Below are 1668 nucleotides of genomic sequence, written 5' to 3' on the forward strand. Positions count from 1 at the left end.
CTGATTGCCATCAATGCCGCACCAAATAGCGAAGGCATTGTCGCAGAAGGCAAGATTAAATAGACAAACCCCGCAAATGCAACCACAAACGCTATCCATTGCACGGTGCTAAGCCGCTCTTTATTATAAATACCCCAGCCTATCATGGTTAATTGTACCGCTGAAAATAAAATCAGTGCGCCACTGCCCGTGTCTAGCTCTAGGTAAGCAACAGAAAAACACAAAGCGTAAATGAGTAAGCTTATCCCACTGCGCCAACTGCCTGTTTCATTACTATACAGCGATACATCGACTGCATTGCGTTTAACTTTTGCATCGTAAATAAGCACTATACCCGCTAAACACACCGCTGCACTGAGTAAGCGTAAAACAGTAAAGTTCCACGCATCAATATAGCCCCCCGCGAGTGCCATTCTGCATAATAACGAATTAGCAGCAAAAGCCACTAAAGCAATAACTGTGTACAGTGTGGTTTTCAAAAAAACTCCCTACCAGGCCATTATTAATTTAGATTTATCGTGCAATATTGTCAGGCTTAACGCCTTGTTCACGCATGGAGGGTATCCTACGCTTTTTTACAATGTTTCACATATTCTTTTTATCGGTGTATGTTAATCTTATTGAATCAATTAATAGGAGTGCTCTGTGCGACGCAGTCTCATGTTTGGTGTGCTTTTTATGACCAGTGGTTGCAGTACCATAGGCTTGAACGATCTGTTTAATGACTATGCGACTCACATCACCCCCGTCAGGCAGGCCGTTGAAAACAATAATATCAGTCAAGCGCAGTCGCTGCTAGCCACTAACAGTGCGCTTCACAGTAGCTATTTGCTGAACCAATTAGAGCACGCCCGCTTGGCCGATTTAGCCAACACGCCTAACATTGCACAAAGTCACTTTGAAACTGTGTATCAACAGATGCAAGCCAAACGTGAAGCGGCAAAAGTACAGCTAGGTGCTGGGCTGGAGCAAAGTAATGCGTTATTTACCAATGACTCGGCCATTACCTATATACCGCCTGCGTACGAAATGAGCATGCTGCACAGCTATAAAGCGCTTAACTATGTATATAACAATGATATTGAAGCCGCGTTAGTTGAAGTGCGCCGCGCCAATAAAGTGCAGCTAGATGCACTGCAAGAAAACCAAGCGGCGCTCGACTCCGCCGCAAATGAGGCGCAACAGCATTATCCGAGTATGGACAAGGTGACTCGCGGCGTAAAAAATGGTTTTCAAAACGCGTACACCTTTTATTTATCGGCGCTATTATATCAAAGCAGTAAGCAGTTTGATGATGCGTATATTGATTATAAAAAAGCGTTGGAAATTCAACCCGACAACATTTATTTACAACACGATGTATTGCGTTTGGCAAAACAACAAGGGTTTGAACAAGAGTTTATTGAATTCAGTCAGCGCTTTAGTGACGCGCCAAAGGTTAATGCTGCACAAGGCGAGGTGGTGGTCCTGTTTGAACAAGGCCTGGTCCCAAAACAACACGAATTTAAACTGCGCTTGCCCATTTACCGCTCAAGCGGCGATGCGCGTTTTTATAGTTTAGCCATGCCGATGTATCAAAACACCCCCTATGTACGCAGTATTAATAGCATTACATTGGGCGGGAAACCGGTAGCGTTAAGCCCGTTAGTGCACCTTGAGGCGCTGGCA

General features: G+C 44.6%; 1 protein-coding gene and 1 pseudogene. One reads left to right on the forward strand and one right to left on the reverse strand.

The genetic code is table 11. The annotated features are described in order from the left end of the window. A pseudogene (locus ABYB02_RS16940) lies at positions 1 to 479 on the reverse strand (EamA family transporter); the annotation flags it as partial. A gap of 166 nt (positions 480 to 645) precedes the next feature. Here ABYB02_RS16940 and ABYB02_RS16945 point away from each other — a divergent pair. Beyond that, positions 646 to 1668, forward strand: a 1023-nt coding sequence (locus ABYB02_RS16945; RefSeq protein WP_372763530.1) for an adenine DNA methylase, incomplete at its 3' end; no start/stop codon positions are given.

The sequence above is a fragment of the Pseudoalteromonas sp. genome (assembly GCF_041613455.1).
Classification (GTDB): Bacteria; Pseudomonadota; Gammaproteobacteria; order Enterobacterales; family Alteromonadaceae; genus Pseudoalteromonas.